Annotated in this window: 20 protein-coding genes; 2 read left to right on the top strand and 18 right to left on the bottom strand. The window is 37.3% G+C overall.

All coding sequences use genetic code 11. From position 1 onward, the window contains the following. Window positions 1-160: 160 nt before the first annotated feature. Window positions 161-1,333, bottom strand: a complete 1,173-nt coding sequence (gene tnpB, locus QDN89_RS15045; RefSeq protein ID WP_280770979.1) for an IS200/IS605 family element RNA-guided endonuclease TnpB — start codon at window positions 1,331-1,333, stop codon at window positions 161-163. A 245-nt stretch (window positions 1,334-1,578) separates the two neighbouring features. On the opposite strand from tnpB, the gene QDN89_RS15040 reads away from it, so the two are divergent. After that, on the top strand, window positions 1,579-1,974 hold the full coding sequence (locus QDN89_RS15040; protein WP_280770978.1) for a thiol-disulfide oxidoreductase DCC family protein: 396 nt from the start codon (window positions 1,579-1,581) through the stop codon (window positions 1,972-1,974). Window positions 1,975-1,979: 5 nt separating this feature from the next. On the opposite strand, the gene QDN89_RS15035 is transcribed toward QDN89_RS15040, so the two are convergent. From QDN89_RS15035 to QDN89_RS15000, 8 genes are all read right to left on the bottom strand, one after another. Further along, entirely contained in the window at window positions 1,980-2,273 is a 294-nt protein-coding gene (locus QDN89_RS15035) for a hypothetical protein (protein WP_280770977.1), read from the bottom strand. 66 nt (window positions 2,274-2,339) lie between these two features. Beyond that, window positions 2,340-3,161: a cobalamin-binding protein gene (locus QDN89_RS15030; RefSeq protein ID WP_280770976.1), complete on the bottom strand. Its 822-nt coding sequence runs from the start codon at window positions 3,159-3,161 to the stop codon at window positions 2,340-2,342. Window positions 3,162-3,179: 18 nt separating this feature from the next. Beyond that, window positions 3,180-3,329, bottom strand: a complete 150-nt coding sequence (locus QDN89_RS15025) for a hypothetical protein (protein ID WP_280770975.1) — start codon at window positions 3,327-3,329, stop codon at window positions 3,180-3,182. Between the two features lie 62 nt (window positions 3,330-3,391). Then, complete coding sequence (locus QDN89_RS15020) at window positions 3,392-4,276, bottom strand: 5'-3' exonuclease (protein WP_280770974.1); 885 nt, start codon at window positions 4,274-4,276, stop codon at window positions 3,392-3,394. Between the two features lie 2 nt (window positions 4,277-4,278). Continuing rightward, complete coding sequence (locus QDN89_RS15015) at window positions 4,279-4,800, bottom strand: DNA-deoxyinosine glycosylase (protein ID WP_280770973.1); 522 nt, start codon at window positions 4,798-4,800, stop codon at window positions 4,279-4,281. Continuing rightward, window positions 4,797-5,282: a DUF6884 domain-containing protein gene (locus tag QDN89_RS15010; RefSeq protein WP_280770972.1), complete on the bottom strand. Its 486-nt coding sequence runs from the start codon at window positions 5,280-5,282 to the stop codon at window positions 4,797-4,799. Before QDN89_RS15010 ends, QDN89_RS15015 begins: the two co-directional genes overlap by 4 nt. 181 nt (window positions 5,283-5,463) lie before the next feature. Continuing rightward, complete coding sequence (locus QDN89_RS15005; RefSeq protein WP_280770971.1) at window positions 5,464-6,222, bottom strand: DeoR/GlpR family DNA-binding transcription regulator; 759 nt, start codon at window positions 6,220-6,222, stop codon at window positions 5,464-5,466. Window positions 6,223-6,697: 475 nt separating this feature from the next. Then, on the bottom strand, window positions 6,698-7,267 hold the full coding sequence (locus QDN89_RS15000) for a hypothetical protein (protein ID WP_280770970.1): 570 nt from the start codon (window positions 7,265-7,267) through the stop codon (window positions 6,698-6,700). Window positions 7,268-7,392: 125 nt separating this feature from the next. Here QDN89_RS15000 and QDN89_RS14995 point away from each other — a divergent pair, with 125 nt between their 5' ends. Next, window positions 7,393-7,584, top strand: a complete 192-nt coding sequence (locus QDN89_RS14995; protein WP_280770969.1) for a hypothetical protein — start codon at window positions 7,393-7,395, stop codon at window positions 7,582-7,584. Between the two features lie 193 nt (window positions 7,585-7,777). Here QDN89_RS14995 and QDN89_RS14990 read toward each other — a convergent pair whose 3' ends face one another. From QDN89_RS14990 to argB, 9 genes are all read right to left on the bottom strand, one after another. After that, on the bottom strand, window positions 7,778-8,851 hold the full coding sequence (locus tag QDN89_RS14990) for a branched-chain amino acid aminotransferase (RefSeq protein WP_280770968.1): 1,074 nt from the start codon (window positions 8,849-8,851) through the stop codon (window positions 7,778-7,780). A 121-nt stretch (window positions 8,852-8,972) separates the two neighbouring features. Further along, the gene (locus QDN89_RS14985) at window positions 8,973-9,164 is read right to left on the bottom strand and encodes a hypothetical protein (RefSeq protein ID WP_280770967.1); all 192 of its coding nucleotides are present in this window, start codon (window positions 9,162-9,164) and stop codon (window positions 8,973-8,975) included. 199 nt (window positions 9,165-9,363) lie between these two features. Next, window positions 9,364-10,740: an argininosuccinate lyase gene (gene argH / locus QDN89_RS14980; protein ID WP_280770966.1), complete on the bottom strand. Its 1,377-nt coding sequence runs from the start codon at window positions 10,738-10,740 to the stop codon at window positions 9,364-9,366. Between the two features lie 127 nt (window positions 10,741-10,867). Next, on the bottom strand, window positions 10,868-12,094 hold the full coding sequence (locus tag QDN89_RS14975; RefSeq protein WP_280770965.1) for an argininosuccinate synthase: 1,227 nt from the start codon (window positions 12,092-12,094) through the stop codon (window positions 10,868-10,870). 72 nt (window positions 12,095-12,166) lie between these two features. Beyond that, window positions 12,167-13,132 carry an ornithine carbamoyltransferase gene (gene argF, locus QDN89_RS14970; protein WP_280770964.1) on the bottom strand — a complete coding sequence of 322 codons (966 nt, stop codon included), beginning with the start codon at window positions 13,130-13,132 and terminating at the stop codon, window positions 12,167-12,169. A 28-nt stretch (window positions 13,133-13,160) separates the two neighbouring features. Then, a complete protein-coding gene (gene carB / locus QDN89_RS14965) occupies window positions 13,161-16,406 on the bottom strand; it encodes a carbamoyl-phosphate synthase (glutamine-hydrolyzing) large subunit (protein WP_280770963.1) in 3,246 nt (1,081 codons plus the stop codon). After that, window positions 16,385-17,479, bottom strand: coding sequence for a carbamoyl phosphate synthase small subunit (locus QDN89_RS14960; RefSeq protein WP_280770962.1), 1,095 nt, complete (start codon window positions 17,477-17,479; stop codon window positions 16,385-16,387). The genes carB and QDN89_RS14960 overlap by 22 nt, the downstream gene beginning before the upstream one ends. Beyond that, a complete protein-coding gene (locus QDN89_RS14955; protein ID WP_280770961.1) occupies window positions 17,476-18,678 on the bottom strand; it encodes an aspartate aminotransferase family protein in 1,203 nt (400 codons plus the stop codon). Before QDN89_RS14955 ends, QDN89_RS14960 begins: the two co-directional genes overlap by 4 nt. Then, the gene (gene argB, locus QDN89_RS14950; protein ID WP_280770960.1) at window positions 18,671-19,465 is read right to left on the bottom strand and encodes an acetylglutamate kinase; all 795 of its coding nucleotides are present in this window, start codon (window positions 19,463-19,465) and stop codon (window positions 18,671-18,673) included. The genes QDN89_RS14955 and argB overlap by 8 nt, the downstream gene beginning before the upstream one ends. Window positions 19,466-19,468: the final 3 nt, after the last annotated feature.

Below are 19,468 nucleotides of genomic sequence, written 5' to 3'. Positions count from 1 at the left end.
ACGAAGTGAATTATAACTCCCTTTCCTGTATCATAGTTGATGTAAGGTAGTAAAAGGTGAATACATGATTTAAGTATTGAACTACCCGCCACTTCATTGCTCTTACGTGCTATTTGAAGTGGGGGATTCCTAAGAACACCTTCGTAACCGAAAGTTTTGATTAGGCTATCCCCGTCGCACCGACGGTTAGAAGCCTTATAGCTTCATTTTTGAGATTTAATCCTGCGTTCCTATCGCGGTCGTGATGCATGCCACAAACACACGTCCACTCACGCAAATTCAGATCTTTCACGTCTTTGTTTTTATAGCCGCAACTGGAACAACGTTGGGAGCTAGGGAAGGTTTTGCTCACTTCCACCACCGTCTTCCCGTACCATTTCGCTTTATATTTCAACATGGTCTTGAATTGGAACCAAGATACGTCAGCGATGGATTTAGCTGTTTTCTTATTTTTCATCATGTTCGATACTTGCAGACTCTCCATTCCGATAATATCGTGATTTTTGATAATATCCGTCGAAGTTTTATGCAAGAAATCTGTCCGCTTGTTTTCGATCTTTTCGTGTATTCGAGCGACCTTGATTCGTTGCTTATTCCAGTTGCTAGAACCGATGACTCGCCTTGATAGAACTTGTTGAGCCTTTACTAATTTTTGTTCTAACGACTTGAAATAACGATTGTTTTTGTATCTTGTTCCATCTGCAAGGATAGCGAAGTCTTTTAGTCCTAAGTCAACGCCCGTACTGGCGTTTGTCTTCGGCATGTCAACGACTTCTGTTTCAGCTAAGATCGACACAAAGTACTTACCACTTGGGTTGCGTCGTATGGTTGCATTGATGATTCGCCCGTCCACGTCACGACTTTTAGCAAACCGAACAAGACCAAGCTTCGGCAACTTGATGTGTTTACTTGAAACAGCGATATTTCCATTGGTTTGCTTTGTGATATAGGACTGTACCTTGTTCTTTTTACTTTTAAATGTAGGGGCTTTGGTTTGTTTTTTATAATACCGTTGGTAAGAATCAGCGAGGTTTTCAACCGACTTTTGCAGGGAAATACTATCCACTTCTTTTAAGAAAGGATACTGCTCTTTTAACGGGCGAACCGCCTTCATCGAATCGTATTTGTTGAAAAACTCTCCTTTCCAGTTATTTGAAGGTAGCTGACCGTTTTGCACCATGTCTTCGACGATGTACCAGTATGCGTCTTTTTGCTTCTGCTTACCGAGGAAGAAATTGAAAACAAATCTAGAACAACCGAGCGTTTTATGAATGAGATCGACCTGTTTTTGGTTAGGAAAAAGACGAAATTTGAACGCTTTTTTTACTACCATGACAACACCTCATTCACAGGAACGTTTGTTCTTATTATATCATAAGGTGAGTCTGTTGGCTATCGCCAATCGCCATTCATCTCCCCCATACCGCTGGGCTAAAAGCCCTTCTCGCGATGGAAGAGGGAGTCTTCTGTCGGAAAACGATAAAATATTTCGTGAAAATAATAGACGATACCGAACGATACCTCACTCCAAATGTAATAATATACTAAAATCGCGTGTCCATAAAGGAGAAATGGTAGATGAGTGATATAATACTTTTTGATGGCGTCTGCAACATGTGTTCGGCTAGTGTGCAATTTATTATGAAAAGAGATCCTAACAGAAGATTCATGTTTGTATCATTACAAAGTAATGTTGCAGAAGAATTGCTCTTAAAACATAACACTTCAAAAGACGTAGATAGTGTTGTGCTAATTACAGAAGGTGGACGTGTTTATGACAAATCAACAGCCGCCCTTCGAATTTCATCGAAATTAAAAGGCGGCTGGAAGCTGTTTGCTATTTTTTTAATCGTCCCTCCGTTTATACGTAACACGATCTATCAATGGATTGCAAAACATCGATATGACTGGTTTGGGAAAAAACAAGAATGCATGCTACCAACACCAGAACAAAAAGAACGATTTCTAGACTGATTTTGTTACTTTTTTTTGATTAATACGGTCCTCTGCATAAATGCGGGAGGAAAAATCGGTATCGTTGGTGATGAGAATAAATAAACTTCCCCATCCACAACAAATCTGCCCTTGCCCAAATATTCTGCATCTCTACCTTGATTTTGTAACTCTTTTTCAGTTGCCTTTATGTGGTCAGAGTAATTCTTATAATGGTCGTTTAACGTGAGACTAATTTTATTTTTGCCATATCCAAAATACAAATTTAACAAAAAGATAGACAAAACAAACGTAGCTAAAGTTAGAAATAGATACAACATAACTAACCTCCTCCTTATTTTTCCTGTATTTGTATATACGTCCATGGAGAAAAGGAGGTTTCAGACTTATTCCACTTCCATTGGATCAAAGCCTTCAGAGTATGCAGGATATATGTTCGGGTGTAAAATAGCTGCAATTTGCATCAATCCAATTAACAGTCGAGGCGAAGGACGGCAAAAATATGGTTCATCTAAAATATGTAGTTCACCATTAACGATCGCTCTCATCTCTTCCCACTGAGGGCGTTTTTTGATCACTTTAGGTTTTACTTTTTCTTTATGTACACCAACCCATATGACGCCAATCACATCAGGGTCTCGGTTATACACATCTTCCCAATCTGTTTTAACGCTCGCTTGCTCATAATCAGAAAAAATGTTCTTTCCTCCAGCTAGTTCTGTCATTTCTGTAAGCCAATTTTGCTTACCAGGCGTGAAAACAGGTTTTCCCCACCACTCCCAATAGACTGTTTTGTGCTCAGTCACTTGTTCACTTAATTTCTTATATTTTTCAAGCCAATAATAAAAACGATCGTGCGCAACTAAACCAGTTTCTCGTTTTCCTGTTTCTTCTCCAAGCCAAAGCAATTGTTTGCCAATATCTGAGAAAGTTTTTGGGTTTGGAACGATAACATAAGGGATTCCTTGCTCCTTTAAACCTTCAATATTTTTTTCCATACCAGGTACTGTTTGCGATGCCAAAACAAGGTCAGGTTTCAAGGCTGCTACCTTGTTTATATCTATAGACAAGTCCGGACCTAATCGTGGTAAACCTTTTAACGTATTCTCTGGCCAGTCTGAGTAATCATCCACGCCAATTAAATAGTCACCTAACCCCGCATAAACGGCTAACTCTGTATTACTTGGACAAATGGAAACAAGTTTCATATAGGTCCCTCCTCTTGATCATTTTCTCCGTAACGCTTTTCTTTCTGCTTGTGGAACACATTGAAAACAAACACTTATTTCTTCGTCACGTTCGTTTAAATATTTCGTTGGACTCGTTAATTTCCCTTTGCATAAATCACAACTTTTTCGTTTAAACCATGAAAACATAGTCTTTCATCCTCTCATATCAATGAGTTTAAACATATCAATCTTCTAACGACATGCATCGTTTATCTGAACTTGACCCGAATACCGTTTTCATTCATTTCTCGTAAAACGAACTCTTCTTCCCAACTAATTTTCAACGCATTCGTATCTGTTGCAGATACTTCATCTATGTCCGTGATAATTTCCGATAATTCTCTACTAATCCATGTAGACTCTTCGCCTTCGCGAAGCTTTTTCTTATATCGATTAAAGGCTGGGTCTAGTTCCTCAATATTTTTAAACACTTGTTTAAGATTTCCGTATTGACGAATCAAAGGCAACGCAGATTTTTCACCAACACCCGGACATCCAGGAATATTATCACTAGAATCACCTAAAAGCGCTTTTACATCAACCCATTGAGAAGGATGAATATCAAATTCTTTTTGAAAACTATCAGATGAATAAACGATCTCTTGTTTTTTCTTAGATAACACTTGAGAAGTTGTTGCATTTAACAGTTGAAATAAATCCCTGTCATTACTATAGATATACGTTTGCCCTGTTTCATTTTCGTGCCATGAAGTAGAGAAAGCACCGATAATATCATCAGCTTCAAATCCAGGAACGGCAATTTGATGGACGTCTAATTTATCAAGAAGTTCTACCGTTAAGTGATATTGCTCTATCAACGGTTTTGGAAGGTCATTTCGTTGTGCTTTATAAAATGAATAATTTTGGTTCCTCGTCGTATCTTCTCTTTTTCCATCCCATGCTACTGATATATGAGTGACATCATAATTTCGAGTTAGTTGAAATAATTTTTGAAAAAACACACGAGTTGCGTTAATATATTGACCTTTTTCGTTTTTTGAAAGTTGTTCGTCACTTTTACCATATGCTGTTGCGAAATACCCTCTGCTTAATAAATTAAATCCGTCTATTAGTAATAATGTCTGATCATTCATATTTACTTCTCTCCTGTCAGATTTAAATAGTGATGGACCACATGCCATGAAATAACTTTCTCCTCAAAGGTTTTTACATTTTTCCCTGGTACCGGACTGGAAGAAGGTAATTTCGTATAAGGCATGGCAGGAAATTCTTTTGTCTTCCTATATTTTTGGAAAGATTGATACGCTTTGGTGCCATTTAATCCAATCCACTTTATCGTCGGAAAATCTTGAATAAGCGAATTTAAATCATTCATCTCTTCTTGACGAATAGCTGAATCAAGGCTACCTTTTCGTTCGCAAGACGCCAACACATCCCATAGGGCAATCTTGTTTTCAATAAGGAAGGAACATTTCTGTTCATAATCCCATGTTGTGATATCTGTATTCAATAATTCACTAATAATAGACCAAAAATGGTTTCTTGGATTGCCGTAATACTGTTGTTTTTCAAGTGATTTAATTCCAGGCATTGACCCTAAAATCAGTACGTTGGCTTCTGGACCAATGACAGGTGCCATCGATGAAATAATTGTCACGTAATCGGCCTCCTCATGATTGGATTACTACGAAGAGGTGTATCGAAATGAACGGCTTGTTTCAGTTCTCTTTGCATAATACCTATCCCACTAGACGTAAGAAGCGGAAAAATCAATTCTGCTTCTTTCTGTAACGTATGATCAAGAATAGGCACGTATTTTTTCCCAGTTAATACTACAAATCTATCATAAGAGTCTAGCCCTTTATTTCTTACTTGTCTTATTAACTCGTCATTGGTGATGACTTCGTTTGTTTTCATTGAAAAACTAACGTCGTAAGGACCATCAACAAAATCATCTGGATGCAAAAACCCATGCTTAGCAGATAAAATAACAAAATCATCGAAGAAGTGTTTAGCGTAGGTTTTGCACAAACGATGAAATGTTCCAATATACGCCTCTTCCGCACGAACTTCTTGTCGGTTGGGTTGTTTGCTCCATATTTTTTTATTACCACAAGGAATGATGCAAATTTCGTTCATGGAAGTAACTCCTCTATCCTTTACTTATTGTATTATCGTACCATAAGAACGGAATGATGTTGATTAGAAACACTTAAAAATTAAGGAAAACCGCCCTAAAAAACTAGAGCGGTTTATTATTTAATAATCGATTGTTTTTTATCGCCTGCCGAACAGTCACGCAATCACAATCGAGTATTACTCATGAAATAACAATCACTTCAACGCCTTGTTCATTCATAACAGTTAACAAATGCTTATCTACCTTTTCATCAGTAATGATATAATCAATTTCATGAAATTCAGCAATTTTCACGAAATCATTTTTGCCAAATTTCGTGTGATCAGCTAATACGTAAGTTTCATCTGCCTGCTTGATCATTTGTTTTTTCAAAGAGGCATCTTCATCATGAGCTACTGTCAATCCATTTTCAGATATGCCAACGACTCCTAGAAATGCTTTATCTACAAAAAATCGAGCTATGCTTTGACAAGACTCTGTTCCGTACATATAACGATGGCTCTTATGAAGATTTCCACCAATCAGTTGAATACTAACAGAGGAATAAGACGCAAGCAGGTCTGCTTGATGAATCGAATTCGTAACCACTGCACACTCTTTATGTTGCATAGCAGCAGCACACGTTTGAACAGTTGTAGAAGCATCAAGAATGATTCGATCGCCTGTCTGGATCATCGAAGCTGCAACTTGACCAATTCGTTTATGATTGTCTGTTAAATTATCTAACCGCACGTGGTAACTTTGAATATCTCGAACGAGTTGAGACCTCGTCGCCCCTCCGCGTGTTCGAATAATTTGGTCATTCTCTTCTAACCGAATAAGGTCTCTTCTTGCTGTATCTTTAGATACTTGAAACATCTCACAAATATCTTCAATTCTGATCGATGGTTGATCGATTAAAAATTGAACGATTGCTTCCATCCGTTCTTCTTGGTTCATCAAGAAAGCCCCCTTCCTCTTCTTTTATTATAAGTATAAAATGCAATTAAATCAATGAATTATATGTTTTTATAAGTTTTTTCATTATTATTCACACTTTTTCTTTTCTGTTTCACGATGTATGATTGTAGAAAGAGTAGTCTAAGGAGGTTTAATCATGGAAGTAACGCAAGAAGCATTGGCTTTTTTACAGCAATTAATGGATAAACAATCAAAACATACCGTTGTTATTGGCTACAAAGCTAAAAAAAGATGAGGAACGTCAGACTTTCGGTTAACTCTGGATGAGTTACCTCATGCTGAAAATTTTGAATACCATAGCAATATAGCCTTTTATATTGATGAATCTGCTAAATCACATAGTCATCGCTTAACGATTTCAATGGATAATAACCGTTTAACTTTAAAAGATAAGAACGATCAAAAGCCGTAACGAATTAAATCGTCACGGCTCTTAATATATAAATGAATCAACCTATTTCGTTATTTTCATTTTTTCCCGTGTAATGGAAAACAAACGATAAGCTAGGCCAACTACGATACAAATAAAACTGACATAAATAAAGTTCCATTTAAAAAAAGTGAAAACTGGTGCTAATTGAGCAATAAATGGTGTTTCTAAAGGATAGCGCCACATGACAAAAGCAGCGGAAGTGTTTTCTAAAAAGTCGAATAAAACACCTGCAAATGGTAACAAAGGTACAAATGTAAGTGCCTTGACTGACATCCATTTTTTAAACACAACGGTGAGAGATGACGCTAAGAAGAATAAGTATACGAGCGGCCATACAACGTCAAAAGTAAAACGAGACGTTATATAATAGGTCCGGCCTTCTTCTCCATATTCACCAGCAATACGATAGAGGTCTTCTGCCGTGTATAAATAAGATCCGTCTGGGGACTCAGAAGTTCCAGTGACTTCTTTTGTTTGTTCTGCGACTCCGGGAAGTACAAAAGCAAGAAATAGGACAAATATTAAGAAAGACAAAACCCAAATTTTCAAGCCTACTCTTGTATATAAAAAAAGTAAGAAACGTTTTAGCATCATGCCATCTCCTAAAGTAGGACGTAAAAGATTTGATATATATTCCTTATGTTACAATGAACATTGCGCGAAAGAAATATTGACAGAAATAGGATTACTACCATCATATATTGGAGGATGAAACGATGCAATTAAAACCCATTCCTTATCCTATTTTCTTTGGATTAGCTATCGCCTTTAGTGCTAGTGCAATGAACATAGTTCTCGGTCAGTTATTGTTTGAAACTTTTCCTTTATTTTTAGGAGTCGTATCATTTGTTACTACATTTATTGCAGTTCAATTTTTAAACATGTATTTAAAAAGGAAACAAAACTAAATAATAAGGCTGAAATATTGCCTTTTAGAATATGGTGCGAAGTTATGTGAAATAAAATTAGAAAAACTTGGCTTATCGCCAAGTGCTGGCGAAAGCCTTCGTTTTGTGATACTTTAACCATTTAATGGAGTTAAACTATCTTAAAGTATAAAAAGGCTGTCTCAAAAATGATGCTTGAGACAGCCTTTGGTGCTTATTCTACTTTTTCTGTCCAACCAAATGGGTCAGGAAGTTTCCCTGTTTGAATACCTGTAATGGTTGAATAGAGAGATTTGGTTAATTCACCCGTTTGTCTACCATTGATGATCATCGATTGATCACCAGAGCTTAATTCACCAATTGGTGATACGACAGCGGCAGTTCCGGCACCAAACGCTTCTTCTAGATGACCACTTTCATACGCTTGGTATAATTCATTCATGGAGATTTTTCGTTCGACAACGTCAAATTTCCATTCTTTCAATAGTTCAATGATCGACTTCCTCGTTACACCTTCTAAAATACTATCATTCAGTTCTGGAGTAACTACCTGACCATTAATTTTGAAAAATACATTCATGCTTCCAACTTCTTCAATATATTTTTTCTCTACCCCATCAAGCCACATGACTTGAGCATGCCCTTGATTCGCTGCAGACTCTTGTGCATTGTATCCAGCTGAGTAGTTCCCTCCTGTTTTTGCAGTTCCTGTTCCACCTCGAACTGCTCTAGTGAAGTGATCTTCTACTTGAATGCTCACTGGGTGTATACCTTCTGGATAATAAGAGCCAACCGGTGATAAAATGACCATCAGTTTATAACTTTTAGAAGGTGCTACCGATAAACTAGGTTCTGTTGCAATAATAAACGGACGAATGTATAAAGACGTTCCTTCCGCTGATGGAACCCAGTCTTTTTCCACAGTAATTAATTGTTTCAAATAATTTAACATGAGCTCTTCACTAACGGGCGGAATACTTAGTCGAGCATTCGATCGATTCAGTCGTTTTAAATTTTCTTCCGGTCTAAACAATTGAACGTCACCATCTTCGGTCAAATAAGCTTTTAAGCCTTCAAATACTGATTGACCATAGTGGAAAATCATTGCCGCAGGTTCAAGAGTAATTGGCTCGTAAGGAACAATTTGCGGTTGAAACCACCCCTTATCTCTCGAATATTCCATTGTAAACATATGATCAGTAAACATCTTACCGAACTGAAGGTTTTCTGGGTCTGGTTTAGGTTTTTTATTAGGATTCTCTTTTACTTCTAATTGAACATCAATCATTGTGTTCACTCCTTTTCTTAATAGAAAAATTCCAGTAATCGTGTAATGTTGATTATACACTTGCTTTAACTTAGTTAATAGAAAAACGCTTGGAATAAAGCTACTCCAGCGCTATACAGGTTCATGTTATCGTCCGTCGTTTCACTTCGAAAGAAACTCTTCGTTCTACAGCGCAAATACCTCTGCAATCGGTAGAAGATTGGCACATACAGGGATTTTTTGCTAATAGACCTCGTAACTCCGATAATTCTTCTTCATCCAAAGATTTCAGTCGAGATTGAAGGGTCATGATTCGTATAAAAGAATCGCTCATGATTTCATCACTCACTTTAACGCGTTAATGCTATTTATTGTATCATAAACAAGAACAATCGTGATACAATTTTAGAATTGTTAAGAAATACGACACAATACTCGAATAACAAATCGTTGATTTGATGCAAAAACAGAAAGCGGGACGTTATAACTCTCAACGTCCCGCTCTTCGCTTTACTCGTTATAAAGTTTGGGAGTTAAGATGACAATGTTTTCTTTGCTAACTTAAGCTGCTCTCTTACTTGATCTTGGGACGTTCCACCATAACTTCGACGATTAGCTACCACTTGTTCAGGCGCTAAAACGTCGTATATATCTTCTTCAAAAAAGTCACTGAACTTTTTGTACTCTTCTATGGATAAATCGAGTAAGTACTTCCCATTATCAATTCCGTACAAGACGATTTTACCGATAATTTCATGTGATTGTCGAAACGGAACTCCTTTTGTAACAAGATAATCTGCAATGTCTGTTGCATTCGAGTAATCTTCAGATACCGCTTGTTTCATGTTCTCTTTTTTTACATTCATTGTTTCAATCATAGGCGCTAACATCATGAGTGAAGCTTCTAACGTTTCTACCGTGTCGAACATACCTTCTTTGTCTTCCTGCATATCTTTGTTATAAGCAAGTGGCAAACCTTTCAATACAGTTAATAAGCCAATTAAATTTCCGTAAACACGCCCGGTTTTGGCACGCAATAGCTCAGGTACATCTGGATTTTTCTTTTGAGGCATGATACTAGAACCTGTGCAAAAGGAATCGTCTAATTCAATAAATTGAAACTCTTGGCTACTCCAAATGACTAATTCTTCCGATAGCCGTGAAATATGCATCATCATAATCGATGCAGCGGACATAAACTCTAAGATGAAATCTCGATCACTAACAGCATCCATGCTATTTGGATACACATAGTCGAAACCTAATTCATCAGCAACTTGATGTCGGTTAATCGGAAACGTTGTCCCAGCTAAAGCACCTGCACCTAAAGGCGATCCACTTGTTCTTTTCAAGCTGTCTATGAACCTTTCTTTGTCTCGTTGCAACATCCAAAAATAAGCTAACAAATGATGTGCAAATGAAATTGGTTGCGCTCGCTGCAAGTGAGTATAACCAGGCAAAATTGTATCTACGTGATCAGATGAGATCTTTAAAATAGCGGATTGTGTTGCGTGTACCAACTCAATGATTTCTTCTGTATGCTTTTTCAAATACAAATGCATATCAGTAGCAACTTGGTCATTACGACTCCGCCCCGTATGAAGTTTCCCCCCTAGAGGCCCGATTTCATCTATGAGAAACTTTTCAATATTCATATGTATATCTTCATGCTCAATAGAGTATGTCAAAGCTCCTTGTTCGAGCTTTTTTTGAACACTTTTAAGTCCATCAATAATTGTTAAGGCTTCTTCTTCGGATACTGTACCAGTTGTAGAAAGCATTTTTACATGGGCAATACTCCCTTGAATGTCTTCGTTCGCAAGTTTTTGATCAAACGAAATCGAAGCAGTTTCCTGTTCAACAAGTTTATTCGTATCTTTTGTAAATCTACCACCCCAAAGCTTTGACATGATTGTTCCCTCCTATATATGAACTGGTTATATTTTTGGAATTTCACTTAATTTTTATACACTATCTAATGGTAATCACCGCTGGTATATCACAATGATATGCCAGCGGTGAAGGATAAACTTTTTATTATTTTTGTTGGTTATTCACTAATTCAGGTTTTTTCTTTTTATTGACTTGAGAATACGTTTTGGTAGAAAGACCCCATAGTTTAATGAAACCTACAGCAGCATTGTGATCAAATGCGTCTCCTTTAGAATACGTTGCTAGTTCTTCATTGTAAAGGCTGTTATCAGAATATCTCGCTACAACCATGTGTGTGCCTTTCCAAAGCTTCACTTGAACTTTCCCGTTAACTTTTTCTTGCGTGTCATCAATAAACGCTTCAAGAGCATTTTTCAACGGTGAGTACCATAATCCATCGTACACAAGTTGCGTCATTTTTTGATCGATTTGCGTTTTGTATTGTGTGACTTCTTTTGGTAATGTTAAAAATTCCATTTCTTTGTGTGCATTAATTAAGATAAGAGCTCCTGGATTTTCATATACTTCTCTTGCTTTGATTCCAACTAATCTGTTTTCAATGTGGTCAATTCGACCAACACCGTGTTTTCCACCAATTTTATTAAGTTTTTGAATAATTTTAACCAACGATTCAGGTTGACCGTTTAATGCAACTGGTTTTCCTTCTTTAAATTCAATCTCCACATATTCTGGTTCATCTGGTGCATCAGCAATCGATGCGGTCCAATCAAAAGCTTCTTCCGGTGCTTCTTTCCATGTATCTTCAAGCACTCCTGCTTCACAAGCTCTTCCCCAAATATTTGCATCAATAGAATAAGGTTTTTCAAGATTGACTGGAACTGGAATGTTTTTTTGCTTTGCATATTCAATTTCTTCTTCTCTATTCATTCCCCATTCGCGAACAGGGGCAATCACTTCTAGGTCAGGGTTCAATGCTTGAATCGATACTTCGAATCGAACTTGGTCATTCCCTTTTCCCGTACAACCATGAGCCACAGCAACGGCTCCTTCTTGTTCAGCAACTTCTACTAACAGCTTGGAAATGAGCGGTCGAGATAAAGCAGATGATAACGGATATTTTCCTTCATACATGCAGTTTGCCTTTAGTGCAGGAAGTAAATACTCCTCTGCTAGTAATTCTTTTGCATCAATTATAACTGCTTTATCAGCACCCACTTCTAGAGCTTTTTCTTTTATTGCTTCTAAGTCTTTTCCTTCACCGATCTCAAGACCTAAAGCAATAACATCGTACCCTTTATCTTGCAACCATTTAATAGAAACGGAAGTATCTAAACCTCCTGAATAAGCTAAAACAACTTTACCTTTACTCATTTTTAAATCTCTCCTTGAAGTAGTATTTTTATCTATCCTAACGTATCTTTATGCATTTGTCTACAAAAAAAACTAACTTTTCATGATTTTTTTTAATAATGCTTTTTGGGCATGGAGGCGATTTTCTGCTTCGTCAAATACAACAGAGTGCTGTCCATCAATGATTTCAGCCGTTACTTCTTCACCTCGATGCACGGGAAGGCAGTGTAAAAAGATAAAATCACTTTTTGCATAAGAAACTAATTGTTTATTAATTTGATAAGGTTTAAAATGTTCTTTGCGTTTTTCCTGCTCTTCTTCTTGCCCCATACTTGCCCAAACATCTGTGACAACAACATCTGCATCCTTCACTGCTGATTCTGGATCATAATGAAAGGAAATGGTTGTTCCATTTTCTGAAGCTTTCTCAACAGCTCGATTATATATGTGTTCGTCTGGTTCGTATCCTTTTGGACTCGATACACCCATATGCATTCCTGCTAATGCAGCTCCTTGTAATAAAGAGTGCGTCATATTATTGTTTCCATCTCCCACATAAGCAATTTTTAGTCCTTTTAACGTCCCTTTATTTTCATAAATTGTTAGAAGGTCAGCTAAAACTTGTGTTGGATGATGGGAATCGGTTAATCCGTTTATCACTGGAACCGAAGAGTTTGTTGCAAATTCTTCGATTGTTGCATGTTCAAAAGTACGAATCATCAACCCATCTACATAACGAGAAAGCACTTGCGCGGTATCAGATACTGTTTCCCCTCGACCTAATTGAATGTCTTTTGAACTTAAAAATAACGCATGACCACCTAACTGCATCATTCCTACTTCAAATGATACTCTTGTTCTTGTAGAAGATTTTTCAAAAATCATTCCTAACGTTTTACCTTGTAAATGAGGGTGAGGAACCCCTTCTTTTAATTGTTTTTTCATGATCGCAGCTTCTTCGATTAATTGAACAATTTCCTCACTTGTTAAATCAAATATGGTTAATAAATGATCAGTTGTCAATGTCCACTCTTGATCTTTCTCTTTTACATTCTCCATTGTTTTACACCTCTTTTAATCCTATGGTTTATTTGTTAACTATTGTTTGTTGAGATAACTTATGAACAAATTCATCAATTGCTCTTGGTGTATCTTCCATGTCCTCACCATTAACCCAACCGATGACAGCGCTCATCGTTTCTAAGCTTGTAAAGTAAGGAACGGCGTATTTTACTGACAGTTCGCGAATGTAAAAGCCGATTTTCTCCTTCTCTCTACCTTGGTTTGGGATGTTTAAAACCATGTGAGGCGGAGAGTTTTTCCAATAGCTTAACAGTTCTTTTTTATCTTTCACCATTGTTTTTGCGTATATATTTTTCGTTTCCAAAAATTGAGCTGTTCCTGTTGTAGCAGTGACCTCTGCTCCAGCATCATAAAGTGATTTAATAACGGAGACACTTTCTTGTTTCATTCGATCAGAAACGGATACAAACAATTGCAAAGGCTCATCTGTTTCTAACTTTGTATATCCAGCAAAGGATGCAATTTTCTTTATTGCTTCATTTTTTGTTAAACCGATTCCGATAATTTCTCCTGTTGATTTCATTTCAGGACCAAGAACGTGGTCGACTCCTTTTAACTTCGTTGCCGAAAAAATCGGAGCTTTAACTGTATAATAATCAGGTTCACTCATTAATCCTGTCTCAGGTGTTAGTTCATTCAGATGACTCCCGTTTTGAACCATCACAGCCCATTCAATCATCGGTACTCCTGTCACTTTACTGATGATCGGAACAGTCCTTGAAGACCTTGGATTAACTTCAAGTACATGGACAACATTCTCATGGACAACGAACTGTATATTCATGATCCCTATGATAGGTATCGCTTTAGAAATTTGTTTTACTTGCTCCACAATGACTTCTTTTATTTCCTCTGAAATGGAAACAGGTGGGAAAACAGTCATACTATCTCCAGAATGAACACCAGCTTTTTCTAAATGTTCGAATATACCTGGGATGAGGATATTTTCTCCATCACAAATCACGTCCACTTCACACTCAAGTCCGGGCACATACTGGTCGATGAGCAATGGCCAACAGCGGTCATTAGTATCTTCTTGCACTCTATGCGCATATTGCTGTAATTCGCTTTCGTTATAGCATATAAACATCGATTGACCGCCAATCACATACGAAGGTCGAATAAGTACAGGATATCCTATCGTTGAAGCGAGTTCTTTTAAAGCAGTAGATGAATGAGCCATGTCACCAGCAATATGCGGGATATTTAACTCATTTAATAGAGAATAAAACTGTTCGCGATCTTCTATTTGATCGATATGGTCTGGTGTTGTACCTAAAATTTTCACTCCAGCCTCTTCTAAGGTTTTCGCTAAATTTATTGCTGTCTGACCACCAAATTGAATCAATACTGATTCGACTTGCTCTTTTTCAATCACTGCTAATACATCTTCTGCAGCCAACGGTTCGAAGTAGAGACGATCGGCAATAGAATAATCTGTACTAACTGTTTCTGGATTATTATTGATGACAACCGCTTCATAACCCATTTTTTTCACAGCTAATGCAGCATGAACAGAACAATAATCAAATTCGACGCCTTGGCCAATTCGAATCGGTCCAGAACCAAGAACAAGAATTTTTTTACGGTCGTTCTGCACTTTCACTTCATCTTTTCCGTGCCAAGTTGAATAATAATAAGGTGTGATGGCATCAAATTCTCCAGCACAAGTATCCACTAATTTGTATGAAGGTTGAATATTCATTCGCTTATATTCATTTCGTAAAAATGACGGTAAAAAGTCAAAAAGTTCCGCAATTCTTTCATCACTAATATTTAATTTCTTTGAATATAATAAGTCTTCTTTTGATAACTGCGCCCAATTCGTTTGTTTTAAGTGCTCTTCACATTGAATAATTCGCTCTATTTTTCTTAAAAACCAGTAATCTATTTCTGTCCATTCCATCAATATATCGATAGAAATATGACGGACAAGTGCTTCTGCTATTGCGAAGATTCGTAAATCATTCGGAGTTTTTAATAAGTTCGTCAATTCCTGCAACGATTTTTTCTCCATGTTAGGCCAATGAAGGCTATGCACATTCAATTCCAATGAGCGGATCGCTTTATTCAATGCCCCTTCAAATGTTCTGTCGATAGCCATCACTTCGCCGGTTGCTTTCATTTGTGTTCCTAATGTTCGATCCGCTTCAGGAAACTTATCAAATGGAAATCTAGGAAGCTTCACAACAACATAATCTAACGCAGGTTCGAACGACGCATACGTATTTCCTGTAATCGGATTAATGATTTCATCTAATGGGTATCCAATCGAACATTTTGCAGCGATTCTAGCGATAGGATAACCTGTTGCTTTGGATGCCAGTGCAGAAGAACGACTTACCCGCGGATTTACTTCGATGATCGCATATTCATTTGATTCAGGATTTAAAGCAAACTGAATATTACACCCACCTACAACATCAAGAGCTCGAATCACTTTGATTGATGAGGTTCGTAACATTTGATATTGGTGATCTGTTAAAGTTTGTGAAGGTGCGACAACAATAGAATCACCCGTATGAACACCAACAGGATCCATGTTTTCCATGTTGCATACGATGATACATGTATCATTCGCATCTCTCATCACTTCGTATTCTACTTCTTTCCAACCTTTAATGCTTTTTTCAACGAGTACTTGGTGTATGGGACTAAGCGTTAATCCTTGTTTTAAAATCGTTTGAAACTCGTCAATATCATAAGCAAATCCGCCTCCAGCTCCTCCTAATGTATAGGCTGGTCGAATAATGACAGGAAATCCGATTTGTTCGATGAACGTCATTCCTTCTTCCATCGTTTCGACAATTTCAGATTCAGGAATTGGTTCATGTAACTCCATCATTAACTGACGGAATTGGTCTCTATCTTCTCCTTTTTGAATGGAAGGAACGGACGTCCCTAGTAATTGAACATTATATTTTTCTAAAATGCCATGTTCAAACAGTTCTACCGTTAAATTTAAACCAGTTTGGCCTCCGAGACTTCCGATCATTCCATCTGGCTTTTCCTTTGCGATAATTTTTTCGATAGACTGAACTGTTAAAGGCTCCATATATACGTGATCAGCGATCATTTCGTCTGTCATGATCGTTGCGGGATTGTTATTAACAAGAACAACTTCAATTCCTTCTTCTTTTAATGCTAAACAAGCTTGTGTTCCTGCATAGTCAAATTCTGCTGCTTGCCCTATCACAATTGGTCCTGACCCAATAACGAGTACTTTTTTTAAAGAATCGCACTTCCACATATTTCTTCCCCTCCTGCTGCTTCCACCTGCTGAATAAATTGTTTAAAGATATACGCTGTATCACTTGGTCCAGGATGTCCTTCAGGATGAAACTGGACAGTTTGGATCGGTAAATAGTGATGTTTTATTCCTTCTAATGATCCGTCATTCACGTTTTGAAATTGGATTTGAAATGTTGCTTTATTTATCGATCCTTCTTCGACAACATAGCCGTGATTTTGTGATGTGATCGCTACTTTACCAGAAATAATATCTTTCACAGGGTGATTTCCTCCGCGATGGCCAAACGGCATTTTCTTCGTTTTAGCGCCATGAGCTAAAGCAATTAATTGATGGCCTAAGCAGATACCAAGAGTTGGATACTGTTCCGTAATAACTTTGATTTTTGAGAACTGAGCTTTCATTTGCATCGGATCTCCAGGACCATTACTTAATAAAATGCCGTCAGGATTTAACTGGTGAATATCCGTTATCGATGATTCATATGGGACGATGGTCACTTTACACCCTTCATTTAGCAAAGCATCTAAAATAGACTTCTTATAACCGAAATCCATCATCACAACGTGAGGTCCATTATTATCAAAGGTCACCGATTCTTTGACAGATACAAGATCTATTAGATTTCTTTCTGTCTCTGAAATCCAACTCAATTCCTTAACTTTTTCCATATCATCTACGATTTTCCCTCTAACGGTATGGTGTTGACGAATAACAGAAACTAATTCTCTCGTGTCAATATTTTTTAATCCAGGTATTCCTTCATCTTCTAATTGTTCGGTGAATGTTCGAGATGATTGATAATGACTAGGTTCTTCACATAAATCATTCACAATGACCGCTGAAACGGCTATTTTCTTCGATTCTTGATCATAATCATTTAATCCATAGTTTCCTATAAGAGGATAACAAAATGTGAGAATTTGTCCTGCATAAGAAGGATCCGTCATCATTTCTTGGTATCCAGTCATACTTGTATTAAATACAACTTCACCAGTAACTGGTTTTAAAGCGCCGATCCAATCTCCTTCAAATATTTCACCTGTTTCTAGAACAAGATATCCCTTTGTCATGAAGATTCCTCCTTTAACTGTTCGTCAAGTATGTCATGTAGTATCATTAAAAATTGATCAATTTCTTCCTCTGTCGTATTTAAAGGTGGAAGAATTCTTAATACATTTGGTCCAGCTACAAGGGCTAATACATGGTTTTTACGTAATCCTTCGATTATTCCTTTGACTTCTTTATCAAATTCAACCCCGATAAGAAATCCTTTCCCGCGAACATCAACGATTGCTGGGAATTCCTTTTTCCACTCATGTAATTTAGTGAAAATCTTTTCGCTGTATCTTTTCACTTCATCTACTAAATGGTGGCTGACAATTGTATCAAGCGTTGCTTTAGCAGCTGTCATTGCTAAAGGATTTCCACCAAACGTACTTCCGTGTGTTCCTGGTTGAAAAGATAGTGCTGATTTATCTTTCGCTAATAAAGCTCCGACTGGAAAACCTGACCCTAATCCTTTGGCCAACGTCATCATATCTGGTTCAATACCATATTGTTCATAGGAAAATAGTGTTCCCGTTCGTCCCATTCCGGTTTGTACTTCATCTATAATGAGTAAAATATCTTCTTTTTGACAAGCATTTGCTAATTCTTGAACCCATTCGAGGTTAGCGGGACGAACGCCCCCTTCCCCTTGAACGAGTTCAAGGATTACCGCAGTCGTTTTACCATTATTTATTTTTTCAAGCGATTCAAAATCATTAAATGGTAAATAACGAAACCCAGGTGTAATAGGAGTAAATCCTTGGTGAATTTTTTCTTGAGCAGTTGCCGCAAGAGTTGTTCCAGTTCGACCATGAAAAGACCCAGTAAAACTAACAATTTCTACTCTTTCTTCATTCCCTTGATCTTTTGCGTATTTTTTAGCTAGTTTAATGGCAGCTTCGTTTGCTTCGGCCCCACTATTACAAAAGAAAGCTTGTGAAAAACAACTGAGTGATGTTAATTCATCTGCTAAGTTTTGCTGTGCTGGAATTTCAAAAAGATTGGAGCAATGCCAAAGCTTATCTAATTGCTCAGTTACTTTTGCATGTACTTCAGGAGGCACATGACCTAAATTCAGCGTGGCGATTCCTGATGTATAATCCAAATACATATGATCATTTTGATCCCATACATAACTACCTTTTCCTTTTGACAATGTTAGAGGTAGTCTTAAGTACGTATTCATAATTGTGCTTTTATTTGTCGTTGTTAACTCAGACATAATATGCCTCCTCATGCACTACTTTTGTTCCTACTGGATTTCCTTGGATGTATTGTGTAACATCTGCAGGTTGACAACCATTTAAGATTACGGCTTCGGAGACCCCTGCTTCAAGGACACTTAATGCGGACTGTACTTTTGGAATCATGCCACCTGTGATAACCCCAATTTGTATCAATTCTTTTATTTTTGATTTGGTCAACTCTGGATAAACATAAGAGCCAGAGGATTTTTCTTCCATCACACCTGGTACGTCTGAGATAAAAGCAAGTTTTCCTTTTAATGCAATAGCGATTGCGGCTGCTGCCATATCAGCATTGATGTTATATTTTTGACCATCTGCATCGATTCCAATGGGAGAAATAACTGGAATCGAATCTTGGTTAATGACCATATTTAACATGTTATTATTCACCGAAGACACCTCCCCGACGAAGCCTAGTTTAGAATCCAATGGTTTTGTCGTTAATAACGAACCATCCACTCCACTTAATCCAATCCCAGAGCCACCCGCCCGCTGTATATTTGCGACAATCTGTTTATTTAAAGAACCACTTAATACCATCTCTGCAACATGCAATACGTCAGCCGTTGTCACTCGTAAACCATTAACAAACGTTGATTTAACATTCCATTTATTTAAAGCTTCTGTAATTTCAGGTCCACCACCGTGTACGATGACAGGTTGGCATTTATAATCTTGTTTCACCTTAACTAATGTTTCAAAAAAAGAGTTTGGAAGTTTTGCTAAAATACTGCCACCTAGTTTAAAAACAATAATATCCATGAT

Origin of the sequence: Salipaludibacillus daqingensis (assembly GCF_029891575.1) — a bacterium.
GTDB classification, from domain to species: domain Bacteria; phylum Bacillota; class Bacilli; order Bacillales; family Salisediminibacteriaceae; genus Salipaludibacillus; species Salipaludibacillus daqingensis.
Note: the sequence above shows the minus strand (reverse complement) of the source record. Positions and strands in the feature narration are given on the sequence as shown.